Origin of the sequence: Romboutsia sedimentorum, assembly GCF_030131845.1 — a bacterium.
Lineage (GTDB): Bacteria > Bacillota > Clostridia > Peptostreptococcales > Peptostreptococcaceae > Romboutsia_D > Romboutsia_D sedimentorum.
The window spans coordinates 325,955-343,581 of the sequence record NZ_JASKYM010000001.1; the positions used below are offsets into that span (position 1 = coordinate 325,955).

Consider the following 17,627-nt stretch of genomic DNA (forward strand, 5'->3'; position numbering starts at 1 on the left):
TTTGATTTGTTTATACTTCATTTGATTTGTTTATAACTGTTGCTTGTTCTTTAAAATCTTTATAATTTTGTTGGTGAGCATCCTTAACTTTTACTCCATAGTCATCAACCATAGCTATTAGAGCAGGCTTTCTTAACTTATCTGACTCTTCTTCATACTTAATCATTAAATCAGTATCTTGAGTTTTATTTAGCTCAATTTGTATTTTTACACCTTTGATATAATCATCTGCTATTTTTATTAGACTTTTATCTTTTATACCTTTTTTATTTTTTTCTAAGGCAGCTATCTCATCATAACTAAGACCCAAATCATTTTCAAAAGCTCTAGCATCTCTAATCTCATTAGCCATCTTTATAAGTTCCTCTATAACCTCAGCATTAGTAATAGCTTGGTTTTTGTACTTATTTAAAGACTTTTGAAACATCAATAACTTCCTCTGACATTATAGATCTTTCAAGTAATTGGTTAACTCTATCTTCAATTTCTTTTTTTGTTTTCTTTTGAACACACCTTTGAGCTAACTTCATTAGACTAGCTTTTAAAGCTTTAAAATAACTAACCTCAAGAGCAACTTCACGACCTTCATCAGTTGCAGCGCATAGCGAATGAGCCTTTGCAAGTTCAATACAAAGAAGTTTAAATTCTTTTTGGCTTTGTTCATTAAGTCCTAAAATAAAGTTCATACCACCAGTTATAGCATTCATTCTTTCTCTTGGAGAACCAGTCATAAAATCAGTGTAATCATATCTATATAAAATCTCTCTTAGTAACTCTAGCTTCTCCATCATAACTGCAATAGCTGCACATGCATCTATACCAGTATTCCCTTTGTCTTCATAATGACTTACAATATCAGCTGCAAGTTGTTTAACTCTATTAGGAGAACCAACAATAGCCTCCATTTTAGAAAACTTACCTTTCATTTTTTCTGTCAGTAAGTACTGGAATCTCACCACCTTCTGGCTTAAATTTTTGAATAGTTGTAAATATAACTCCGCCAGACTCACGAGCATTAAGTAAATCAAACAATCCATGCTTAACTTTAGAATTATCCTTGCATCCTACGTTTGCTAATTTATCTTCATCACTAAGCTTTCTTTTATTTGCTCTTTTAGGCTCTTCTCCAAGTAAATCACTACTCTTTGAAAAAGTAGAATATAATTGTTCGTCTAAATCATTTCTATCTGTTAAAACTACAATAGTTGGATTGTTAAATAATATCTAAAATTCTTTGTTTAGGGAACATTCCACTAAATAGTACGTCATACTGAGGCATTGTTAAAGGCGCTATATTTTCTCCATCAACAGTTCTCCAGTTCATATATCTTTCAATGTTTGATGTTATTGTTCCAACCTTTGCGTTTATACCATCACTTAAAACACAGAATGCATTATAGTTAAATAAATTTTGAACATCTTTTTTATATGTTTGAATTTGGTTATATGCCTCTTCATTACCTGCTACTACAAATTGATTCACAGCTAGAAATTCATTTTTGTCAGGATTGTCAAAGTCTATTATGTATGCCTTTTTAGTCCTTATAGCATCTCCTTCTTTGAAAGATACATCTATTCCCTTTACCATTAAATCGTGGAAATATTTATTATTTTCCTCAAGCGAAGGTGAGTTAAAAGCTATTATTTGTCTGTATGCTTGCTAAACCGCTTCTTGTGGAAAGTCTCTATCCATACCCCAGGCTCTCTAGTATTTCTAGAGAGCCTTGTTCTAATGTATCTTCGTTAAAATCAAAATTATTTAATGCGTCCCCATCCTTATTTAAATTATTGTCTATTTCATTTTTTCTAGTTCTATCTTACTATCTATTAATAACTTTTCAAAGAATGATTCCAAGTACTTAAAATCTGGTCTAATATTTCTGTTTACATCTGAATAATTAGATAATACTAAAGCATTTCTAAAATATAGTGAATGTTCTTTGAATAAGTCATTATTTACATTGTAACCTAAGCTTCTTAGATACTTTATCATAAATACTGCTGTTGTTCTTGTGTTACCTTCACAAAATGGGTGAACTTGCCACATTGAAGATGTAAATCTAGCTAGCCTACTTACAGATACTTTAGCGCTTTTTTTGCTTTCTTCTCCAAAATCATAAGCTAATATATCCATCAAGTCACTATAATCTCCATATATAACACTATCCCCACCAAGTATAGGTTCTTTTTTGCTTATATTGTAATCTCTAAATTCTCCAACATATCTTTCTAGTTCATCTTTAAATAAATCTTTAAATAATGCTCTGTGTATGCTCTTTAGAGTTATTGGACTAAATTTAAAACTTCCATTTTCTAATAACTGAACTATTCTTACAGATACTAAGTCGCATTCTTCAGTACTAATAATTGATTCATCATTAGGGTCATATTCTTTATAATAAGAATATAACTTTTCTTCAACTTCTTTATATGTCTTTTTTCCTTCTATAGAATCGTTCATTAGTTCTATTAGATATTTTGAAGGCTTTAGATTGTCTACTTCATTTAATCCTATTGCAACTTCCCAGTTATTTTTCTTTTCAGTTTTATCTATTCTATCTTCTGTTAATTTAGTGTATGATGATTGCTTATACATTATCTATTTCAATCCCTTCATTTACTATATTCTCTACTACATTGAGTCACTTATTAACCTACCAATAGCCATAACATCTATTCCCTTACCCAGCTGAAACTCATGTTGAACACTTCCTATTACTAATTTTACTTCACTATCTAAATCAAATGTTCCTGAGTTTTCTATTGCATAGCTATTTATTTTGTTATAATGGAAAAATCTAAATTCCTTTTTCTTTCCTGTTATTCCCTGAGAGTTCATCATTATAACCCTTTTGTGTGTAAATACAACTTCATCTCTTATACCTTTAAATGAGTATACTATTTCTTCGTTTTCCCCTAAAAATTCTGTGAATGCTTGGTTTTCTTTTCCTTTGTTTTCATAACCGAAAAATCCTAATTTTACAACTTCCATATTAAATCTCCTTTTAATTAATGTATTGGTACTCTTAGTTTGTATGTATGTAATTATATTGTATATTTTTTTATTGTCTTAGTCAAAATTTAATACTTTTTTAGGGCAAAACTCTATACAAACCACACATTATTTACATCAAGATGCTTCTATTACTAATCTTTTTCCCAATTTAATCACCTTCGCTGCCTAGAATATGTTACGTAGCCCAAGCATATGTATAAATATACTTATTTCATATCAAATTAAAGGAAAAAAAATAAATTTAATTAGTATTACTAAAATTTAAACACAGGGGGGATTTTATGTTTAAAGTTGATTTAAACAGTGATTTAGGCGAAAGTTTTGGAAATTATAAGTTAGGTCTTGATGAAGAAATTCTAAAGCATATAACGTCTGCAAACATTGCTTGTGGATGGCATGCTGGGGATGCTCTTTGTATGAGTAAAACTGTGAAAAATGCATGCAACCAGGATGTGGCAGTCGGTGCACATCCTGGTTTTATGGATTTAGAAGGCTTTGGTAGAAGAGAAATGAAAATAACAAAGCAAGAAGCAAAGGCTTATATTAAGTATCAATTAGGTGCACTTATGGCATTTACTACTTCTAATAATATTAAAATACAACATGTTAAACCACATGGCGCACTTTATAATATGGCTGCTAAAGATAAAGATTTGGCTATGGGAATAGCTGAGGCTATATATGAAGTTGATAAAGATATAATTCTTCTTGGACTTGCTAATAGTCAAATGATAAAAGCAGCAAAAGACATAGGACTAAGAGTAGCTAGTGAGGTCTTTGCAGATAGAGCATATAATTTAGATGGCTCTCTTGTATCTAGAAGTATAGAAGGCTCTGTAATACATGATGCTGATTTAGCTATATCTAGGGTTATAAGAATGGTTAAAGAGGGAAAAGTAAAATCAATAAGTGGTGAGGACATAAATATTGATGCTCAATCAATATGTGTACATGGAGATAATCCTAAGGCTTTAGAATTTGTAAAAAAAATTCACGAAGCACTAATAAATGAAAATATAGAAATTGCTAAGCTCTCAGAGTTTATAAAGTAGGAGGAGCTAAAATGAAAAAATCTAACAAAGAAGTAAAACAAGATGTAAAAACTGGTTCAAAAAATTTAGGAACTATTTTAGGTGCGGCATTTATTATGGCAACATCTGCTATTGGTCCTGGATTTTTAACGCAAACAGCACAATTTACATCAGAATTTGCAGCAAGTTTTGCATTTGTAATTTTATTATCTATAATATTGGATATTGGAGCTCAGCTAAACGTTTGGAGAATTATAGGAGTGTCAGGTCTTAGAGGTCAAGATATAGCAAACAAAGTAATCCCAGGTCTTGGGTATTTTGTTGCGTTAATAGTCGCTTTAGGTGGATTAGCTTTTAATATAGGAAACATTGGTGGGTCTGCGCTTGGGTTAAATGTTTTATTTGGAATGGATGTAAGGTTAGCAGCTATTATTAGTGGGATAATGGGAATACTTATATTTTTATCTAAAGATGCAGGTTCTGCAATAGACAAGTTTGTAAAAATACTAGGTGTATTAATGATAGTTATTGTAGGGTATGTTGCAGTTGTTACAAAGCCTCCTGTTGGAGAAGCTTTATACAGATCAGTAGCTCCTCAAAATGTAAAATCTTTAATTTTCCCAACTATAACTCTACTTGGTGGAACTGTTGGAGGATACATTACATTTGCTGGTGGACATAGATTAATAGATGCTGGGATTACTGGCGAAGAAAATATAGGCGAAATTACAAAGGGAGCTATCTCTGGTATAGCTATAGCCTCTATTATGAGAATTCTTTTATTTTTAGCAGTTTTAGGGGTTGTTTCTAAGGGACTTAAATTAGATCCACAAAATCCTGCTGCATCAGCTTTTCAACAAGGAGCTGGTATGATAGGGTATAAATTCTTTGGTGTAGTCTTATGGGCAGCATCAATTACATCTGTAGTTGGGTCAGCTTATACCTCTGTGTCATTTATAAAAACACTACATCCATTTATAGCTAAAAATGAAAAATATATTATAATAGCATTTATATTTATATCTACAGTAGTTATGGCAGTAATAGGCAAGCCAGTAAAATTATTGATATTAGCGGGAGCATTAAATGGCTTAATTTTACCTATTACAGTTGGAACAATCATATGGGCATCTAAAAGAAAAGATATTGTAGGTGAATATAAGCATCCTAAATGGTTATTTATATTTGGATTAATTATAGTATTAATAGCTGGATATGCAGGTGTAGTTTCACTACAAAGTATGAGTATGTTAGCAGGGTAATAAAAAGGTTTGGGGGATGTAAAATGTATAAAGAAACAAAATACTTAAATGCTGGAGATAAAGCTTTAGTTATAGAGTTTTCAGATAAAATTTCAGATGAAGTAAACAGTAAAGTCAGATCTATGATGATTGCAATAAACCAAAGAAAATTAGAATATATAGTTGAAATAATTCCAACTTATAGGTCTTTAATGGTTAACTACAATCCATTAAAAATAGAATATGATGAGTTGATAAATTCATTAAAAGACATAGAACAAAGTTTAGGTAATATAGAAATACCTCCACCAAAAGTAATTGAAATTCCAACGTTATATGGTGGTGAATATGGACCAGACATAGAAAATGTAGCAAAACACAATAACTTATCTATAGATGAAGTAATAAAAATTCATTCATCAAAAGAATATCTAATATATATGTTAGGATTTACACCTGGATTTCCTTACTTAGGAGGAATGGATAAAAGATTAGAAACGCCAAGGTTAAAAGTTCCTAGAACTAAAATTCCAGCAGGTTCAGTTGGTATAGCTTCTAAGCAAACAGGTATATATCCTATAGATAGCCCTGGAGGATGGCAACTTATTGGTAGAACTCCTCTCAAATTATTTGATATAAATAAAGGAAATCCATTTTTGCTAAGTGCTGGAAGTTATATTAAATTCACTCCTATAACAAAAGAAGAGTTTGATATAATTAATGCTGGAGGTGAGCTATAATGGGATTTACAGTAAAATCTAAAGGTCTTTTAACTTTAATACAAGGTAGTCCTAGAATAGGTTATCAGCAATATGGAGTTTCTATGTCTGGGGCTATGGATTCATATTCTCATAGATTGGGTAATATACTACTTGGAAATAAAGAAGATGAAGCTTCACTTGAAATTCTTATTATGGGCCCTACTCTACTATTTGACAAACCTAGCAAAATAGCTATTACTGGAGGAGATTTAAGTCCAAGGATTAACAATATACCTATAAAAATGTGGAAAAGTTATATAGTTAATAGTGGAGATATATTATCTTTTGATGACCTTAAAAATGGATGCAGATCCTACATTTCATTTGAGGGAGGTATTGATGTAGCTTATGTGATGGAAAGTAAATCTACTTATACAAAAGCTAATTTAGGTGGATATGAAGGTAGGCCTTTAAAAGAAAATGATTATATAAATTTAGATAATCTTAAAAGTAATACTATAAATACTATTGATGATATATATATACCAATCTTTAAAAATGAAATTACATTAAGGCTTGTAAAAGGACCTCAAGATGATATGTTTTCAGATGAAGAATACCAAAAATTCATTTCAGGTGAGTATTTTGTAACTGATGAATGTGATAGAATGGGATACCGATTAGATGGAGAACCTATCACACACCTAAGGGGTGCTGATATAATATCTGATGGTATTGCTTTTGGTGCTATACAAATACCAGGTCACGGTAAACCTATCATAATGATGGCTGACAGACAAACGGTTGGAGGCTATACTAAAATAGCAAATGTAATAAGTACAGATTTGTATAAACTTGCACAAGCAAAACCAGGTGATAAGATATCATTTGAAGAAATAAATATATATCAGTCTCATGAATTATTAAAGCTTTATGAAAAAGAAATTGAAAATGTTAAAAATAATATGAAGTCTCAAGAAGTATTAAAAAATAGAAATTTTAACATAACAATAGATGATGTTTTATTTAAAACTTTAGTAGAAGAAATTAAATAATATAAAAATAAGGGGCTGTCGCACTAGAAAATAGCGCTACGCCCTTTTTTGTGTAAAAAAATATACTAATTAATTAAATTAATCATAAACAAGCTTATTTAGTGGTAGTTGCTTTCTAATATTTAAAGAAACCTTCTCCAGTTGCAACTCCCAGCTTTCCTTTATCAATGTACTCAGTTCTTAAGAAATGAGCTAGCTTTTTTGAATGTTTATTTCCTTCTTTTGCTTTTACGCTTGCTATATTATAAGCAGTTGTAATACCTACTAAATCTAAAATCGCAAAAGGTCCTAGTGGCGCTCCAGTTGCTACTCTCCATGTTTTATCAATTGTTTCTGGATCAGCTACTTCATCTATTAATAGTGATTGAGCTGTGTCCAATAACGGAACTAATAAAGAATTCAAAATGTAACCTGGTTGCTCTTTATGTAAAGGCAATGCAACCATGCCAATAGCTTTTGCAAACTCAATCACGTCTTCGAATACTTTCGTATCCGTTTGTGCATGCTTCATAATCTCTGCCGTATTGTTTTTCCTAATTTCATTTGCAAAATGTAGAGCTAGGAATTTCTCTGGTCGTCCTGTCGCTTGTGCAAACATACTTGGTAACAGAGTAGAAGTGTTTGTTGCAAAGATGGTTTTCTCAGGCGCTACTTGCCCCAATTTAGTGTAAAAATCAGTTTTGATTTGAACAACCTCTGGTATCGCTTCAATCACAAGATCAGCGTCCGCAACTGCTGCTGCTAAATCACAGCTATAAGTAATTCGTTCATAAGCTGTGTGTACTTCTTCTTGCGTTGCAATTAAGTCTTTTTGATAGTTACCCATTAAACATTTAAAGTGTTCTTTTGCACGGGCTAACACTTCGTCATTGATGTCATAAACAGAGACATTAAATCCTTTTAAAGCTGTTTGGAACGCAATTTGACTCCCTAAAATACCGCTACCGGCAACAGTAATATTTTTATAATTCATACCAACATCCCCCTTTGTTACGTAAACTTATTTGTATTACTACAATAAATTTATTATTTATTTTTTAAAAAGTACCCTTTTTTGTCTAAAATAAATACAATCAATATACCACAAGCTAACACAAAGGTACTTGCAAGCCCTGCTTCTGGTCCAAATATGCCTCCTGTAATAAGGTTATTTCCTACTAAGTTTAAATCCACTAAACTACCGACTTGAACATTTATTCCACTAACTTCAAATCCAAAGAAATTACCTTGAGCAAAGTTCCATGCACTATGCATTCCACACGCAATCCATAAATTATTAGTCTTTATAACACAAAGTCCAAAGAAAATCCCTACTAATATGATATTTAATATAGCTATATAATTTATATTAGGATTTCCTAAATGTAGTAATCCAAAGAACACAGATGAAAGTATTAGTCCAAATATAATATTATATCTAGCACCTAATATGTTCATAAGCCATCCTCTTGTCAGTACCTCTTCAGTTCCACCTTGTACTATCCACCCTATAAGCACTATCAAAACACTTACTATAGCTGATATACCTACTGGTTGTATAGGTTTTTTTTCAAGTTCTATATACCCTAGTATAAATAGTATTAATACTACTACACTCATCATAGCTAGACCTATTAAAAACCCTATTGCATATTTTTTCAACCATTTGTCTTTGTAAAATCCAATAGTTGATATTTTTCTTTTTTCTATTTTTGAAACCCTAAAAAATACTACTAATGATGTAAACATAAATGAAAGTAAAGTAATTAATAAAACTATTATGTCTTTATTTTCTACAAAGAAATTGGTTTTTTCTAACGACTTTATAAGAGGATAAGTAACTAATCCTCCCAAAAATTGTCCACAGAACATAAATATTAAAGCTAGGATAATAGCCCAAATAAAGTTTGGAAGTTTTTTACTCATTCTTGCTTGCGAAACTAAATCTGTTTTTTGTACAAACATTAATAATTCTCCTTTCTAAGTTTTTCCATTAATTCTCATACTTTCATTATATACCTTAATCTATTTTTTTTCATTAAATCTCCTCTTTTCATTAAATCTCTTTTGATTTCATTAAGATATTAAATTCAAATTGAACCATTCATTTTCATTTTCATTGTATTTAAACGTAGAAATTTGTAAATTTACGCTTATAATGGTAAAATGAATGAATCACATTATTTATGGAGGTGATTAAAATGAATACAATGTATTGCCCAAGATGTATAGTAGAAGTAATGGATTTAACTAAGCATGAAGAAGGAACTGATTTTGAAATATTAAATGAAGGAACTGAAAATGAAGTTAAAGAAGAATTTGAATATGCAGTTGATATATATACATGCCCTGAATGTGGTCATGTAGTTGAAGATTATATGGAAATAGAAGAATAATATCCAGCTGATGTAATTAATTTTCAAGCCAACAATTTAGTAATTACATTACTATTACAATTGTTGGCTTAAAAGAAAACATACAAACTCTTATATCTTCAATTTTTTTCTTGCAAAATTAATTACCATACTTGCTTCTTCAACTTTTAATATTACTACTAGTATTCCATATACTAAAGCACCTATTGCTATAGATCCAAATAATGAAATAGCTTGTTGTATGAATCCAACTACTAAAACACTGGATAATATACTATATGTAACATAGGTTATTATCCCCATTAAAATAGATGCTATTAGTGATTTCAATGTAGTTTTTAATATTTTATCTTGCCCAAAATATCCAATTTTTTTCTTAAGGCTCTTAAACAGTATAAATATGCATGCAATTGCCGATATACTTGTAGCAAATGCTAATCCTGCATGCCCCATAAATTTAACTAATATTAAGTTTAGTATTATATTCATTCCTATAGCTATAGCTCCATTTATCATAGGAGTTTTTGTATCTTGTAATGAATAAAATACTTTCCCTAATATATCTCTAAGTCCAAATCCAACCATTCCTATAGAATAAAATACTAATGCCTTTGCTGTAATATCAGTAGCCCTTGAATCAAATGCCCCTCTTTCAAATAATAGACTTACTATAGGTGTAGCTAAAACCATAGCTCCTATTGATATTGGTATTACTAAAAGCGTGACAATGTTAACACTTTTGTACACAGTTTTGATAAAACTTTCTTTATCACTATTAGCCGACAGTTTTGATAATATAGGATATATTACAGTTCCTATTGACATTATAAATAATCCCATTACAAAAGAATTTAATCTATTAGCATAATTTAGTGCTGAAATACTTCCTTCTAATAGTGTTGATGCTAATGTTCTATCTACCATTGTATTTATTTGATTAACAGCCACTCCAATAAATACAGGACCCACTAACCATATAACTTTCTTTATATAATCTTCTTTTAATCCTATTGTAAATTTATATCTATATCCATATTTAAATAAACTTGGCATTTGAAATAATAATCGACTTAACATGGCTATTACAGTACCTATTGGTAATATATATATACTTATCTTAGAACTCAATATAATAGCTATTATTATAATAATATTAAATGGAATTCCCACAAGCCCTGGTACTGTAAAATTCTCCTTAGCTTGTAAAAAAGATGTAAATATACTACTCGTTCCCATAAACAATGCCCCAACTATAATAATTTTTGTGAATTCCACAGTTAATTTGAAAGTATCTCCATTAAAACCTATTGCAAATATCTTTACTACTTGATTTGCAAATACAAAAACTAATAAAGCTAATATTGCACTTAAAATTAGTGTTATATTAAAGATATTATTTACAAATTTATTACTCTCCTTTATACTTTTACTATTTTCATAGTATAAAGGTATAAAGGTTGTAGATAATGCAATTCCAATTAAGGAAAATAAAGTTCCCGGTATGTTCATAGCTACTATATATGCATCGCTATAAAACGTAGTTCCATAAATCCCCCCAAGTACTAACTCCCTTATAAATCCTAAAATTTTAGATATTATAGTTATTATCATTAAAATTAATGTGTTTTTAGCTACTTTATTCATATTCTTCTCCTACTATTACTACCCCTTTGTTAAACTATTTGTATTTCAATCCCTTGCTTTTCTTTTATATAAAATAGGTGACTTTATAAGTATATATATAGATAAGAAGTATATTGCGTTTAATGTCATAGCAGCAAAGTACTTTTCTGCATTTAAATAAGATACTAATGGCATCATAAAAAATGCATTTAATACTGTCCATACACCCGCATTCTTTTCATTTTTTGATTTATTATATAAAAAACCATGAAACATTCCTATCAACATATTGCATAATATAACCCCCATATATCCAAAATCAGTCATAAAATTTAAGTTTACAGTATATACATTAGTTCTAAATCCACCAGTTGAATATATTGTAGTATTTATAGTGTTTTGAGTTTCAAAATCAAACCACGGTATTATATTAAGTGTTTTATATATTAATCTAAATGTCTGCTGTCCAAATAAATCGCTTGTCAATGTATAATCTCTGTACACACTATCAAATGCACCTATACCACCACTTAGATAAATAGCGATATTATTTAATCCTTCATTGTTACCTACTTTACCTGATAATTTACCCACTATTAAAAAGTAAGAAAAAATAAGCATTATACATATAATCCCAATTCTAAAATACTTAATTTCTAATCTTGTTTTATTTATACTTTTTCCATACTTATTACTTTTCAATTGAGTTGCATATGATACAAACACAACAATTAATGAATATATTAAAAGTATTGATCTTATCCCTAAAATATATCCCATTATAAATACAGATATGGGTGGCAATAATAAAGCACTTATTTTCTTACTCCATCCATTAGTCATGTATTCTTTAACTGCAAAATATAAATATACTAACCCTACCATACGGCATATTAATAAAATATATGTCCATATACCTAAATCAACCGAACCATCAGATCTAGTTTGACCTTTATACACCATCAATCCCATAGTAAAATCTTCTACATTGTCAGCTCCTGATATATAATCGCTACCCATTTTTAAATATACTATAATAGTTGTTAAAATGATTATAGTTGATAAAATAGCTCTAGTAGTAGATATATTAAATCTATTTTTTGTATGCTCTTGTTTCTTTAAATTTTGATTATTTTTTAAGCATATCTTCTTTCGCTTTGATATATTTGCTAATATAGTAGTAAATACAAAACCTAAATCTACCCATATAATCGCAGTACTCAATATAAAAACTGTCATAGCTGAAATATTAATATTCCACTGCTTGTGAAATATTAATAATCCTATAGTTCCTAAAAATACTACTTCTTTTAAAATAACCAACGGATGCAAAATTTCTTTTAATATGATAATGGCTATTAATAGTTGAATAAATATTATTATAGAAAATAATAATTCCATCGCAATTTCCTTCTATTATAAATTTTTTTTGTACCAATCTATAGTTAATTTTATCCCATCATCAAAACTATAACTCGGATTATAATCTAACAATTCTCTAGCATTTGATATATCTGCATTTGAATGTTTTATATCTCCTTTTCTATTTGGTCCATATATAGGTTTGACGTCTTTATCTAATAAGTTCTTTAATGTTTCATAAAGCTCATTTAGCGAAACTCTGCCCCCATAGGCTATATTATACACCCCACCACAGGCTTTTTTTGAAGCTAAACATGCTCTTAAGTTAGCTTCTATTACATTATCTATATAAGTAAAGTCTCTTGAGTTTTCTCCATCTCCATTTATAGTTGGAGATTCATTATTCAATAATAAATTAACAAACTTAGGTATAACTGCTGAATAGTAAGAATGTGGATCTTGCTTTTTACCAAATACATTAAAGTATCTCATTCCTATAGTTTCTAATCCATATAAATCAAAGTAGTTTTTAGCATATAGTTCATTAACCTTCTTTGTTATAGCATAAGGAGATAATAAATTACCTTCCCTACCTTCTACTTTAGGTAAATTAGGTTCATCTCCATAAACAGATGATGATGATGCATATACAAATCTCTTGACACCATTATCTCTAGCAGCTGTCATTACATTTAATGTACCTTTTATATTTATTTCTTCATATAATAAAGGCATTTCTATTGATCTAGGAACAGATCCCCAAGCTGCTTGATGCAATATATAATCTATGCCTTTGCAAACATCTTGACATATTTGTATATCCCTTATATCCCCTTTTATAAATTCAAAGTTTTTATCATTCATAAACTCTTCTATATTCTCCTTTTTCCCTATAGAAAAATTATCCAAAGCTCTGACAAAATAACCTTTATTTAATAAAGCTTCAATAAGATTGGAGCCGATAAATCCAGCTCCACCTGTTACTAAAAACCTAGTTCCTTTGGGAAAGTAAATATTTTGAAATCCCATCTTTATAACCTCCAGTATAAGTAATTCTTTGACTGAGCTTCTTTTTTGTTAAATATTCCTTTAACATCAACTAAAACTAATTTATCCTGATTTATAGCTACTTCACTAAATGTTTCTCCATTATTTGATACTAATGATTTAGCTTCATATAAATTTTTTATAGAATCTAAACTTAATTCCATATATTCTTTGTGCCCTACAGCTATAATAACAGCATCCATATCGTTTATATCTTCAAACTTAGTTAACTCCACTCCATATTCTTTTTTAACATCCTTAGCATCAGCTATAGGATCACTAACAAAAACATTTATTCCATATTCTTTTAATTCATTTATTATATCTATAACCTTAGAGTTTCTAACGTCTGGACAATTCTCTTTAAATGTCATACCTAAAATGGCTACTCTAGCTCCTTTTACTTGTTCGTTAGCTTTTATTAAGTTCTTAACTGTAGATTCTCCTACATATTTACCCATTCCATCATTTATTCTTCTTCCAGATAATATAACTTGTGAATGATATCCTAATTGCTCTGCTTTATGTGTTAAATAATATGGATCAACCCCTATACAATGACCTCCAACTAATCCTGGTGAAAAATTTAAGAAATTCCACTTAGTTCCAGCCGCTTCTAAAACAGCATTTGTATCTATTCCCATCTTATTAAATATCATAGATAATTCATTTACAAACGCTATATTTATATCTCTTTGAGAATTTTCTATAACCTTAGCAGCTTCTGCTACTTTTATACTTTCTGCTCTATGAACACCTGCATCTATAACTAACTCATATACTCTAGCTATATTTTCTAAAGTTTCTTCATCCATACCAGATACTACTTTAGTTATATTTTCTAACCTATGAAGTTTATCTCCTGGATTTATTCGCTCTGGAGAATATCCAATCTTAAAATCAACTCCACACTTCATTTTAGATTCTTCTTCTAATATAGGTATACATATTTCTTCTGTTACGCCAGGGTATACAGTTGATTCATATACTACTATAGATCCCTTAGCTAGATTTCTACCTAAAACTTTACTTGCACTAATCATTGGTGTTAAATCTGGAGTTTTGTCATCATTTGTTGGTGTTGGAACTGCAACTATATGAAATTTAGCTTCTTTTAATTTAGTTTCATCACATGTCATTAAAGCTGTTGTTTGTTTTAAAGCTTCATTTCCAACCTCATTAGTAACATCTATTCCTTGATTATACAGTTGTATTTTTTGATTATTTACATCAAATCCTATTACGTTCACTTTCTTAGCAAAAGAAATAGCTAGAGGCATACCTACATATCCCAAACCTATTATTGATATATTCTCTTTTTTATCTCTTATTTTATTGTATAATTCTAAAGACATTTTAAATTCCCCCCTTAAACTTGCCCTACTTATCGTTCTTTGAAATAAATTTAGCAGGAATTCCTCCTACTACACTTTTAGTTTCTACGTTTTTAGTTACTACCGACCCTGCAGCTACTAAACTCCCTTCTCCTATTGTTATCCCACTTGTAATAACAACATGAGATGCACACCAAGTACCTTTTTTTATATAAATAGGTTTACTTATCCCCTTATTTTTTACAATTCCATTTTCAAATATATGATTCGTTGTAGCTAATACACTCATTGGACCAATAATAACATTATCATCTAATACAATTTTACCCTTAGCATTTATATATACATTATGAGATATATAACAATTGCTACCTACATATAAGTTTTCCGGATTATTTATAGTAACTCTAGGTGCTATTTGTAAATGTTTACCACCCGAACCTATAAACGGCTTAATTAAAAAGCCTCTAATCAAATTGGTATATAGGTGATTTGGAAGTAACGATGTAATTAAAAATACAATGTGTATTGGTATATTTCTAAATATAAAATTTAAATATATTGATAATTTATTACTTGATTTCATAATATTCTCCATTACTTAAACTTATTAAAAAATTCACTTCTTCTAGCTTCTAACTTATTTTTTTCATATTCTTTTGCTTTTTCAAAATTTCTTATTGCTAATTCTTCTTTGTTTATATTTGCCTTTTCAAAAACATCTGCAAATTCTTTATATGATTTTCTTTTGTATATATTTTCTTTTCCAAGTAACTCCGGTATTCCTCCGGCATCACTTCCTATCGCTGGACACCCTCTATTTAAAGCCTCAACCAATGCCCTAGGCAATCCTTCTGTTAAACTAGGCTGAACATATATATCTATAGTATCTAACCATTCAAATACTTCATTATGTGCTAATACTCCCATAAACTTAACATTTTCATAAGAATCATATTTTTTAGCTATACTTTTTAGATAAGAGGTATCTCCTCCTCCTACCAATTGGTACTCCACTTCATATCCCTTATTCTTTAAAATTTTTAATGCCCTTATTACATTTTGTTGCCCTTTATATCTTGACCCTGCAGTTGCACAAGTACCTATAATAATTTTTTTATCATACTTTTCATTTCGTATTTTATTTAATCTTTGTTGCAATACATTTTCATCATTTTCAGGAAGTATTACATTTGAACAAGATATACTTTTTCCTTTAGTTGGATATCTATTTTGTAAAAACTCGTTGGTTACATAAACAACATAAGGAGCTTCTTTAATCACATTCTTACAAAGCAAATACATAATAGGAGCTACAAACTTTCCAACTCTACTATGATTCCATAGCGCATCCCACGGGCATCCTACCATTTCAATTAAGTAAGGTTTATTTAATTTTTTTATATACTTTAAAGACATTAACCCTATAAAACTAGGTAATCTAACAATTAAACATTCACTTTGATTTATCTCATCCTCTATCTTTTTTCTTGTTTTTCTTTTTAATATATCTTTTATGCTACTAAAAGTAACAAAGGATATATTCTCTTTTACTTTATTTGAAAATTTTTTTTCATTTCCCTTAGCTTTAGTATGGCAAGCCATAATTCTAAAATTTTCAAAGTTTTGAATATATCTATCACAAAACTTATCATCAAAACCATATGAACAAAAATATTCATCTTTAAGCTTAGGAAATTTATGATCATGTATAAATAAAAACTTCATAATATATAAACCTCTTTCTACCTAGCATATTAACATCCTAAACAATTTTATTTATCTCATTAATATAGCTTTTTATTACTATATTTCTATCAAATTCTTTTTTCGCCTTAACTCTGCTATTTAATCCCATTTCTTTCTTTTCTTCAAAAGATAAATTTATAAATCTCTCCATAGAATTTTGTAAACTTTTACAATCTGCAACTTTACATAAATATCCATTATATCCATCATCTACATTATCTCTACATCCATATATATCACAAGTTATTAAGGGCCTTCCTACCGCTGCACCTTCTTGAAGTACAGTCCCTCTGCCTTCTCCATATGATGGTAATACTATACATGATGATTTTTTTATTATTTCTTGAATGTCATATCTATGACCTAAATAATTTATAACTTTTAACTTTTCATATTCTTTTAATTTAGTTAAATATATTTCTTCATCAACTGATCCAACTACCTCAAATTCTATATTAGAATATTTATCTTTTATATTTTTAGCACTTTCTAAAAACTCTTCTATCCCTTTATCTTTAATTACTCTAGCTATAAAGGTAAATTTAATATTTTCATTATTTGGATATTCATTAAATTGAAATTCTTTAAGATTTACTCCTGATCCTGGAACAACTGTAACTTGTTGTTTATCTTTTATTATCTTTATGTTTTTATAAAAATCTTTGTTTTCTTTATTTAGGAAAAATATATGGCATGCCTCTTTGAATGCAAATTGGTTTAATTTTATCAGTGCTTTCTTTATCCATAAATCTCGTATAAATACACTACCTAAGCCTGTAACTGTATGAATTACTCTTTGCTTTGAAATTCTACATGCTATCCCACCATAAATATTTGGTTTTATAGTATAAGTAATAACCAAGTTAGGTTTTATTTTTTTTATAATAGCTCTATATTGAATTAATAGTTTTAAATCTTGTATAACATTCATACCTCTCCTGTTCATAGGAGTTTCTATGAAATTACATCCCATTTCTTTAAACTTATCAACTTGTTTTCCATATGGTAGAGCTATTGTAACGTCATATCCAATCTTTAATAATTGTTGAGGTAATTCTTTCCTAAAATTATATAATCCTATATCATTATTGGTTAAAATTAGAATTTTTTTCAT

Annotated in this window: 20 protein-coding genes; 5 read left to right on the forward strand and 15 right to left on the reverse strand. The window is 29.2% G+C overall.

What is annotated here, in order from left to right; all coding sequences use genetic code 11:
- Positions 1–10: 10 nt before the first annotated feature.
- The 6 genes from QOZ84_RS01655 to QOZ84_RS01680 all read right to left on the reverse strand — a co-directional run bounded on the left by QOZ84_RS01655 (position 11) and on the right by QOZ84_RS01680 (position 2,992).
- Entirely contained in the window at positions 11–427 is a 417-nt protein-coding gene (locus QOZ84_RS01655; RefSeq protein ID WP_284131219.1) for a type I restriction enzyme endonuclease domain-containing protein, read from the reverse strand.
- On the reverse strand, positions 405–926 hold the full coding sequence (locus QOZ84_RS01660; protein ID WP_284131220.1) for a type I restriction enzyme endonuclease domain-containing protein: 522 nt from the start codon (positions 924–926) through the stop codon (positions 405–407). Before QOZ84_RS01660 ends, QOZ84_RS01655 begins: the two co-directional genes overlap by 23 nt.
- Positions 916–1,224 (reverse strand): hypothetical protein, encoded by a 309-nt coding sequence (locus QOZ84_RS01665; protein WP_331496518.1) that lies wholly within the window; start codon positions 1,222–1,224, stop codon positions 916–918. The genes QOZ84_RS01660 and QOZ84_RS01665 overlap by 11 nt, the downstream gene beginning before the upstream one ends.
- Entirely contained in the window at positions 1,214–1,645 is a 432-nt protein-coding gene (locus QOZ84_RS01670; protein WP_331496519.1) for a type I restriction endonuclease, read from the reverse strand. Before QOZ84_RS01670 ends, QOZ84_RS01665 begins: the two co-directional genes overlap by 11 nt.
- Positions 1,646–1,792: 147 nt before the next feature.
- On the reverse strand, positions 1,793–2,596 hold the full coding sequence (locus QOZ84_RS01675; protein ID WP_284131222.1) for a Fic family protein: 804 nt from the start codon (positions 2,594–2,596) through the stop codon (positions 1,793–1,795).
- A gap of 36 nt (positions 2,597–2,632) precedes the next feature.
- Complete coding sequence (locus QOZ84_RS01680; protein WP_284131223.1) at positions 2,633–2,992, reverse strand: PH domain-containing protein; 360 nt, start codon at positions 2,990–2,992, stop codon at positions 2,633–2,635.
- A 305-nt stretch (positions 2,993–3,297) separates the two neighbouring features.
- On the opposite strand from QOZ84_RS01680, the gene QOZ84_RS01685 reads away from it, so the two are divergent.
- Genes QOZ84_RS01685 through QOZ84_RS01700 form a run of 4 tightly spaced genes read left to right on the forward strand, consistent with a single transcriptional unit; the run spans position 3,298 to position 7,044 of the window.
- Positions 3,298–4,068, forward strand: a complete 771-nt coding sequence (locus QOZ84_RS01685; RefSeq protein WP_284131224.1) for a LamB/YcsF family protein — start codon at positions 3,298–3,300, stop codon at positions 4,066–4,068.
- 11 nt (positions 4,069–4,079) lie between these two features.
- Complete coding sequence (locus QOZ84_RS01690) at positions 4,080–5,309, forward strand: NRAMP family divalent metal transporter (protein ID WP_284131225.1); 1,230 nt, start codon at positions 4,080–4,082, stop codon at positions 5,307–5,309.
- 23 nt (positions 5,310–5,332) lie between these two features.
- A complete protein-coding gene (pxpB, locus tag QOZ84_RS01695; protein ID WP_284131226.1) occupies positions 5,333–6,028 on the forward strand; it encodes a 5-oxoprolinase subunit PxpB in 696 nt (231 codons plus the stop codon).
- Positions 6,028–7,044 carry a 5-oxoprolinase subunit C family protein gene (locus QOZ84_RS01700; RefSeq protein WP_284131227.1) on the forward strand — a complete coding sequence of 339 codons (1,017 nt, stop codon included), beginning with the start codon at positions 6,028–6,030 and terminating at the stop codon, positions 7,042–7,044. The genes pxpB and QOZ84_RS01700 overlap by 1 nt, the downstream gene beginning before the upstream one ends.
- Before the next feature lie 115 nt (positions 7,045–7,159).
- Here the strand turns inward: QOZ84_RS01700 and QOZ84_RS01705 are convergent, their stop codons facing one another.
- On the reverse strand, positions 7,160–8,017 hold the full coding sequence (locus QOZ84_RS01705; RefSeq protein WP_284131228.1) for a 3-hydroxyacyl-CoA dehydrogenase: 858 nt from the start codon (positions 8,015–8,017) through the stop codon (positions 7,160–7,162).
- 53 nt (positions 8,018–8,070) lie between these two features.
- A complete protein-coding gene (locus QOZ84_RS01710) occupies positions 8,071–8,988 on the reverse strand; it encodes a CPBP family intramembrane glutamic endopeptidase (RefSeq protein ID WP_284131229.1) in 918 nt (305 codons plus the stop codon).
- 236 nt (positions 8,989–9,224) lie between these two features.
- Here QOZ84_RS01710 and QOZ84_RS01715 point away from each other — a divergent pair, with 236 nt between their 5' ends.
- Positions 9,225–9,419 (forward strand): hypothetical protein, encoded by a 195-nt coding sequence (locus tag QOZ84_RS01715; RefSeq protein WP_284131230.1) that lies wholly within the window; start codon positions 9,225–9,227, stop codon positions 9,417–9,419.
- Positions 9,420–9,509: 90 nt separating this feature from the next.
- On the opposite strand, the gene murJ is transcribed toward QOZ84_RS01715, so the two are convergent.
- The 7 genes from murJ to QOZ84_RS01750 are packed head-to-tail and all read right to left on the reverse strand — an operon-like array spanning position 9,510 to position 17,627.
- The gene (gene murJ, locus QOZ84_RS01720; protein ID WP_284131231.1) at positions 9,510–11,042 is read right to left on the reverse strand and encodes a murein biosynthesis integral membrane protein MurJ; all 1,533 of its coding nucleotides are present in this window, start codon (positions 11,040–11,042) and stop codon (positions 9,510–9,512) included.
- Between the two features lie 45 nt (positions 11,043–11,087).
- The gene (locus tag QOZ84_RS01725; protein WP_284131232.1) at positions 11,088–12,422 is read right to left on the reverse strand and encodes an O-antigen polymerase; all 1,335 of its coding nucleotides are present in this window, start codon (positions 12,420–12,422) and stop codon (positions 11,088–11,090) included.
- A gap of 15 nt (positions 12,423–12,437) precedes the next feature.
- Positions 12,438–13,412: an SDR family oxidoreductase gene (locus QOZ84_RS01730; protein WP_284131233.1), complete on the reverse strand. Its 975-nt coding sequence runs from the start codon at positions 13,410–13,412 to the stop codon at positions 12,438–12,440.
- A 2-nt stretch (positions 13,413–13,414) separates the two neighbouring features.
- Positions 13,415–14,785, reverse strand: a complete 1,371-nt coding sequence (locus QOZ84_RS01735; protein WP_284131234.1) for a nucleotide sugar dehydrogenase — start codon at positions 14,783–14,785, stop codon at positions 13,415–13,417.
- Positions 14,786–14,810: 25 nt separating this feature from the next.
- On the reverse strand, positions 14,811–15,350 hold the full coding sequence (locus QOZ84_RS01740; protein WP_284131235.1) for an acyltransferase: 540 nt from the start codon (positions 15,348–15,350) through the stop codon (positions 14,811–14,813).
- Between the two features lie 11 nt (positions 15,351–15,361).
- Positions 15,362–16,492 carry a glycosyltransferase family 4 protein gene (locus QOZ84_RS01745; RefSeq protein WP_284131236.1) on the reverse strand — a complete coding sequence of 377 codons (1,131 nt, stop codon included), beginning with the start codon at positions 16,490–16,492 and terminating at the stop codon, positions 15,362–15,364.
- A gap of 37 nt (positions 16,493–16,529) precedes the next feature.
- Entirely contained in the window at positions 16,530–17,627 is a 1,098-nt protein-coding gene (locus QOZ84_RS01750) for a glycosyltransferase family 4 protein (protein WP_284131237.1), read from the reverse strand.

What these genes read in the sequence shown, in the direction of transcription:
- QOZ84_RS01655 (WP_284131219.1), bottom strand. Translation starts at nt 427, where the DNA reads ATGTTTCAAAAGTCTTTAAATAAGTACAAAAACCAAGCTATTACTAAT.
- QOZ84_RS01660 (WP_284131220.1), bottom strand. Translation starts at nt 926, where the DNA reads ATGAAAGGTAAGTTTTCTAAAATGGAGGCTATTGTTGGTTCTCCTAAT.
- QOZ84_RS01675 (WP_284131222.1), bottom strand. Translation starts at nt 2,596, where the DNA reads ATGTATAAGCAATCATCATACACTAAATTAACAGAAGATAGAATAGAT.
- QOZ84_RS01680 (WP_284131223.1), bottom strand. Translation starts at nt 2,992, where the DNA reads ATGGAAGTTGTAAAATTAGGATTTTTCGGTTATGAAAACAAAGGAAAA.
- QOZ84_RS01685 (WP_284131224.1), top strand. Translation starts at nt 3,298, where the DNA reads ATGTTTAAAGTTGATTTAAACAGTGATTTAGGCGAAAGTTTTGGAAAT.
- QOZ84_RS01690 (WP_284131225.1), top strand. Translation starts at nt 4,080, where the DNA reads ATGAAAAAATCTAACAAAGAAGTAAAACAAGATGTAAAAACTGGTTCA.
- pxpB (WP_284131226.1), top strand. Translation starts at nt 5,333, where the DNA reads ATGTATAAAGAAACAAAATACTTAAATGCTGGAGATAAAGCTTTAGTT.
- QOZ84_RS01700 (WP_284131227.1), top strand. Translation starts at nt 6,028, where the DNA reads ATGGGATTTACAGTAAAATCTAAAGGTCTTTTAACTTTAATACAAGGT.
- QOZ84_RS01705 (WP_284131228.1), bottom strand. Translation starts at nt 8,017, where the DNA reads ATGAATTATAAAAATATTACTGTTGCCGGTAGCGGTATTTTAGGGAGT.
- QOZ84_RS01710 (WP_284131229.1), bottom strand. Translation starts at nt 8,988, where the DNA reads ATGTTTGTACAAAAAACAGATTTAGTTTCGCAAGCAAGAATGAGTAAA.
- QOZ84_RS01715 (WP_284131230.1), top strand. Translation starts at nt 9,225, where the DNA reads ATGAATACAATGTATTGCCCAAGATGTATAGTAGAAGTAATGGATTTA.
- murJ (WP_284131231.1), bottom strand. Translation starts at nt 11,042, where the DNA reads ATGAATAAAGTAGCTAAAAACACATTAATTTTAATGATAATAACTATA.
- QOZ84_RS01725 (WP_284131232.1), bottom strand. Translation starts at nt 12,422, where the DNA reads ATGGAATTATTATTTTCTATAATAATATTTATTCAACTATTAATAGCC.
- QOZ84_RS01730 (WP_284131233.1), bottom strand. Translation starts at nt 13,412, where the DNA reads ATGGGATTTCAAAATATTTACTTTCCCAAAGGAACTAGGTTTTTAGTA.
- QOZ84_RS01735 (WP_284131234.1), bottom strand. Translation starts at nt 14,785, where the DNA reads ATGTCTTTAGAATTATACAATAAAATAAGAGATAAAAAAGAGAATATA.
- QOZ84_RS01740 (WP_284131235.1), bottom strand. Translation starts at nt 15,350, where the DNA reads ATGAAATCAAGTAATAAATTATCAATATATTTAAATTTTATATTTAGA.
- QOZ84_RS01745 (WP_284131236.1), bottom strand. Translation starts at nt 16,492, where the DNA reads ATGAAGTTTTTATTTATACATGATCATAAATTTCCTAAGCTTAAAGAT.
- QOZ84_RS01750 (WP_284131237.1), bottom strand. Translation starts at nt 17,627, where the DNA reads ATGAAAAAAATTCTAATTTTAACCAATAATGATATAGGATTATATAAT.